5 protein-coding genes and 1 pseudogene are annotated in these 4,002 nt (G+C 64.4%); 4 read left to right on the plus strand and 2 right to left on the minus strand.

All coding sequences use genetic code 11. The features are described from left to right. Window positions 1-61: 61 nt before the first annotated feature. Together QMX78_RS20445 and ccmA are read right to left on the minus strand one after the other, a co-directional pair. A pseudogene (locus tag QMX78_RS20445) lies at window positions 62-148 on the minus strand (heme exporter protein CcmB); the annotation flags it as partial. Beyond that, complete coding sequence (gene ccmA / locus QMX78_RS20450; RefSeq protein ID WP_282273092.1) at window positions 145-804, minus strand: heme ABC exporter ATP-binding protein CcmA; 660 nt, start codon at window positions 802-804, stop codon at window positions 145-147. The gene ccmA and the pseudogene QMX78_RS20445, both read right to left, overlap by 4 nt. Before the next feature lie 172 nt (window positions 805-976). Here ccmA and QMX78_RS20455 point away from each other — a divergent pair, with 172 nt between their 5' ends. The 4 genes from QMX78_RS20455 to QMX78_RS20470 all read left to right on the plus strand — a co-directional run bounded on the left by QMX78_RS20455 (window position 977) and on the right by QMX78_RS20470 (window position 3,794). Further along, entirely contained in the window at window positions 977-2,125 is a 1,149-nt protein-coding gene (locus QMX78_RS20455) for a pyridoxal phosphate-dependent aminotransferase (protein WP_282273094.1), read from the plus strand. A gap of 13 nt (window positions 2,126-2,138) precedes the next feature. Continuing rightward, window positions 2,139-2,450: a hypothetical protein gene (locus QMX78_RS20460; RefSeq protein WP_282273096.1), complete on the plus strand. Its 312-nt coding sequence runs from the start codon at window positions 2,139-2,141 to the stop codon at window positions 2,448-2,450. A gap of 5 nt (window positions 2,451-2,455) precedes the next feature. Continuing rightward, entirely contained in the window at window positions 2,456-3,271 is an 816-nt protein-coding gene (locus tag QMX78_RS20465) for an amidohydrolase (protein WP_282273100.1), read from the plus strand. A 91-nt stretch (window positions 3,272-3,362) separates the two neighbouring features. After that, the gene (locus tag QMX78_RS20470) at window positions 3,363-3,794 is read left to right on the plus strand and encodes a hypothetical protein (protein WP_282273098.1); all 432 of its coding nucleotides are present in this window, start codon (window positions 3,363-3,365) and stop codon (window positions 3,792-3,794) included. Window positions 3,795-4,002: the final 208 nt, after the last annotated feature.

Genomic DNA, 4,002 nt, shown 5'->3' on the forward strand with positions numbered 1-4,002 from the left:
GGGCCCGCGCAACCCGCGCAACCACAACAATGCACACGCGGTGGGGGGGCGCCGGGGCGCCGCGCCCCCGCCACAGTAGCTTCAGGTCGCGGGCCAGCAGGGCACGCGCGGCAGAGAACAGCGTTGGTTGTGGACCGGGCAGGCTCATGCTGAGTCCTCCGGTGCTGCTGCGCTGCCCAAGGTAAGCGTGCGATTGCGGACCGGTGGTGCCGCGTAGGCGCCGTGGGTGGTCACCAGTGCACCGCCGCCGCCGCGCAGATGCGCGGAGATCATCCGGTTGACCAGGTTGATGCCATCCAGGTCGAGGTTGGCGTAGGGCTCGTCCAGCAGCCAGATTGGTGCCGGTGACAACCAGATACGGGCCAGTGACAGACGTTTTTTCTGGCCGGCCGACAGTTGCCGGACCAAGGTGTCCTCGTAGCCGGCAAGGCCGACGATTGCCAGGGCATTGCCCGGCATCTGCCGCGCGCGGCGGCCTTGCAGTCCGCACAGGAAGTGCAGGTTCTCCAGGCAACCAAGGTCCTGCTTGAGCGCAGTGAGGTGGCTCAGGTAAGCGATATAGCGGGAGCGGTCGGTACTGTTGGCGGGACGGCCGTCGATCTCGATCCTGCCTTCGTCCGGGCGCAGCAGTCCGGCCAGCACGCGCAGCAAGGTGGTCTTGCCGGCGCCATTGCTTCCCTGCACCAACAGCGCTTCGCCCGCATCCACGTGCAGGTCCAGCGGCCCGAATATCGGATCGTCATTGCGGGTGAAGCGCAGGCCGCGGGCATCGAGCAGCGGCAGGGTGTTCGCGGTGTCAATCATCGGATCGGGCGCTTCCGTCCTTGGATAGGTGGCGCAGGCAGGGCGGCGCATCGGGCCGCGCAGTATAGCGCTGCCAAGGTGCTGTCCCGGGGCCTGAGGGCATGGTTTGGGAAGCCTGGCGTGCCAGCTTTGCGTACACTCGGGGTTTTCTCCCCCCGGCGTGTACATACCCATGCATCCGCAGACCAAGTTGCCCAAGGTGGGCACCACCATTTTCACCGTGATGTCGCAGTTGGCCGCCGAACATGGCGCGGTCAATCTTGGCCAGGGCTTTCCGGACTTTTCCGCCCCGCAGCGCTTGATCGACGAAACCGCGAAGGCCATGCGCGAGGGCCTGAACCAGTACGCGCCGATGACCGGCGTGGCGCCGTTGCGCCAGGCGATCGCGCAGAAGGCGCTGGATTGCTATGGCGCACAGGTTGATCCGGACAGCGAGATCACCGTCACCTCCGGCGGCACCGAGGCGATCTTCAATGCCATCCATGCCGTGGTGCGTGCCGGTGAGGAAGTCATCGTGCTGGACCCTGCCTATGACTGCTATGAGCCGGCGATCGACCTGGCCGGCGCGCGCGCTGTGCACGTGCCGCTGGACCCGCAGACCTTCGCGGTGGATTGGGATCGTGTGCGCGCGGCCATCACCCCGAAGACGCGCATGTTGATGGTGAATACGCCGCACAACCCGTCTGGCGCGATGTTGACTGCCGACGACATGCAGGCGCTGGCCGATGTGCTGCGCGGCACCGACATCTACCTGATCTCCGATGAAGTGTATGAGCACATCATCTATGACGGTGCACGTCACGAGTCGGCACTGCGCTACCCCGAGCTGCGCGAGCGTGCGTTCGTGATCTCGAGCTTCGGCAAGACCTATCACTGCACTGGCTGGAAGATCGGCTACGCCATCGCGCCGCCGGCAATGACCGCCGAGTTCCGCAAGGTCCACCAGTACAACACCTTCACCACCTACAGCCCGGCGCAGTACGGTTTTGCCGCGATGATCCGCGATGAGCCTGAGCATCACCTGGAGCTGGGCGCGTTCTACCAGGCCAAGCGCGATCGTTTCCGCGAGCAGTTGCTGGGTACGCGGCTGAAGCCGCTGCCGGTGCCGGGCGGTTACTTCCAGTTGGTGGACTATTCGGCGATCAGCGACCTGCCGGACCATGAGTTCGTGCGCTGGCTGACCATCGAGAAGGGCGTTACCGCGATCCCGTTGTCGCCGTTCTACGAAACCCCGCCGGCTGGCCAGCGTCTGGTGCGGCTGTGCTTCGCCAAGAACGATGCGACGCTGGATGCGGCCATCGAGCGCCTGCGCGCGCTCTGACCTCATAGCCACCATGGACACCGGTTTGCTCGTTTTCCTGTTGGCGTTCGGCGCATTCCTGCTTGCGGTTGCGGTGAAAGGCTATCTGTTCCTTTCCGTGGTTCAACCCGGCTTGCACGTACGTGGAGTGTCGGTGGATGAGGGGCGTTTGGCGTTTCGTGGCAGTTTTGGTCGCTATACCCGTGCGTATCTGGCGTTGCTTGATGAAGTCGAGCGGCGCCAGCCGGTTAATCGTTGGATCGCGCGGCTGCAGTGGTGGGTGCCGGTACTGGGCGCGGCCGTGGCGACCAGCGCTGTTCTTTCTTCATGGCTTTCAGGACGATGACGACAATGCAGGACCTGCGTATTTCCCTGGTGCAGGGTGACACCCGCTGGCACGACCCGGCGGGTAACCGCGACTATTACGGTGCGCTGCTGGCGCCGCTGGCGGGCAACACCGATCTGGTGATCCTGCCGGAAACCTTCACCAGCGGTTTTTCCAACGACGCGATTGACCAGGCTGAAGACATGGACGGCCCGACCGTTGCATGGATCGCCGAACAGGCCCGTGCGCTGGGTGCGGTAGTGACTGGCAGCGTGCAGCTGCGGGTCGACGGCGGCGTCTATAACCGCCTGCTGTGGGCCACGCCCGACGGCGATTTGCACTACTACGATAAGCGTCACCTGTTCCGTTATGGCGGCGAGCACAAGCGCTACGCGGCCGGCAACGAGCGCTTGTGCGTGGAGTGGAAGGGTTGGCGGATCAATCCGCAGATCTGCTACGACCTGCGTTTCCCGGTGTTCTGCCGCAACCGGTTTGATGTGGAGCGGGCAGGGCAGATGGATTTCGACCTGCAGATCTTCGTCGCCAACTGGCCGTCGGCGCGTGCCTATGCGTGGCAGATCCTGGCGCGTGCCCGCGCGATTGAGAACCTCTGCTACGTGGCGGTGGTGAACCGTATTGGCGTGGATGGCAATGGCCTGCATTATTCCGGCGACAGCGCGGTGATCGATTTCCTCGGCCAGCCGCAGCTGGAGATCCGCGAACGCGAGCAGGTGGTCACCACCACCATCTCGGCGCAGGCGCTGGCAGCGCATCGCGAGCGCTTCCCGGCGATGCTGGATGCCGATGCGTTTACCTTGGGCGGGCCGGTGGTGCTTCGCTGAACGCCGGCCGGGCGGCGGGTCTGCAGGCTCTTTGCAAGGCGCAGAGGGACTGTCAGGCTCGATGCCGGTTCAATCAAGCAGAGGATGCGCGATGAAGAAGACGATGGCGATGGCTGCAGTGCTGGCGTTGGGCATTGCCCCCGCGGCGCAGGCTGCGGGCAATATCGACTGCGAGCTGCATTACAACCTGACCGGTTGGTCGATGTTCTACAAGACCTCCAGCGGCACCGGCACGATTACCTGCGACAACGGCGCCAGCATCCCGGTCAAGATCAGCGCCAAGGGTGGTGGTCTGACCGTGGGCCGCACCACCATCACCGATGGTCGCGGGAGGTTCAGTGGTGCGTATTCGCTCAATGATTTGTTGGGAACCTACGCAGCCGCCGAGGCACATGCCAGCGCGTCGCGTGCCAATGATGCGCAGGCGATGACCAAGGGTGACATTTCGCTTGCGTTGGCCGGTACGGGGCATGGCTGGAGTATCGGTGTTGGGTTTGGCAAATTCGTGATTGAGCGACGCTGATTTTTTTGCGGTGAACCGTAGAGCAAGAGCTCGCCCTCATCCGCCCCTCCGGGGCACCTTCTCCCGCTAGCGGGAGAAGGGCCAGAGCCGAAGCAAGGGCCAGAGCCGAAGCAAGGGCCAGAGCCGAAGCAAGGGCCAGAGCCGAAGCAAGGGCCAGAGCCGAAGCAGGGGCCAGAGCCGAAGCACGGGACAGAGCGGTGGGGGGGGG

This window comes from Stenotrophomonas sp. PS02298 (genome assembly GCF_029959445.1).
GTDB lineage: Bacteria > Pseudomonadota > Gammaproteobacteria > Xanthomonadales > Xanthomonadaceae > Stenotrophomonas.

What these genes read in the sequence shown, in the direction of transcription:
- ccmA (WP_282273092.1), bottom strand. Translation starts at nt 804, where the DNA reads ATGATTGACACCGCGAACACCCTGCCGCTGCTCGATGCCCGCGGCCTG.
- QMX78_RS20455 (WP_282273094.1), top strand. Translation starts at nt 977, where the DNA reads ATGCATCCGCAGACCAAGTTGCCCAAGGTGGGCACCACCATTTTCACC.
- QMX78_RS20460 (WP_282273096.1), top strand. Translation starts at nt 2,139, where the DNA reads ATGGACACCGGTTTGCTCGTTTTCCTGTTGGCGTTCGGCGCATTCCTG.
- QMX78_RS20465 (WP_282273100.1), top strand. Translation starts at nt 2,456, where the DNA reads ATGCAGGACCTGCGTATTTCCCTGGTGCAGGGTGACACCCGCTGGCAC.
- QMX78_RS20470 (WP_282273098.1), top strand. Translation starts at nt 3,363, where the DNA reads ATGAAGAAGACGATGGCGATGGCTGCAGTGCTGGCGTTGGGCATTGCC.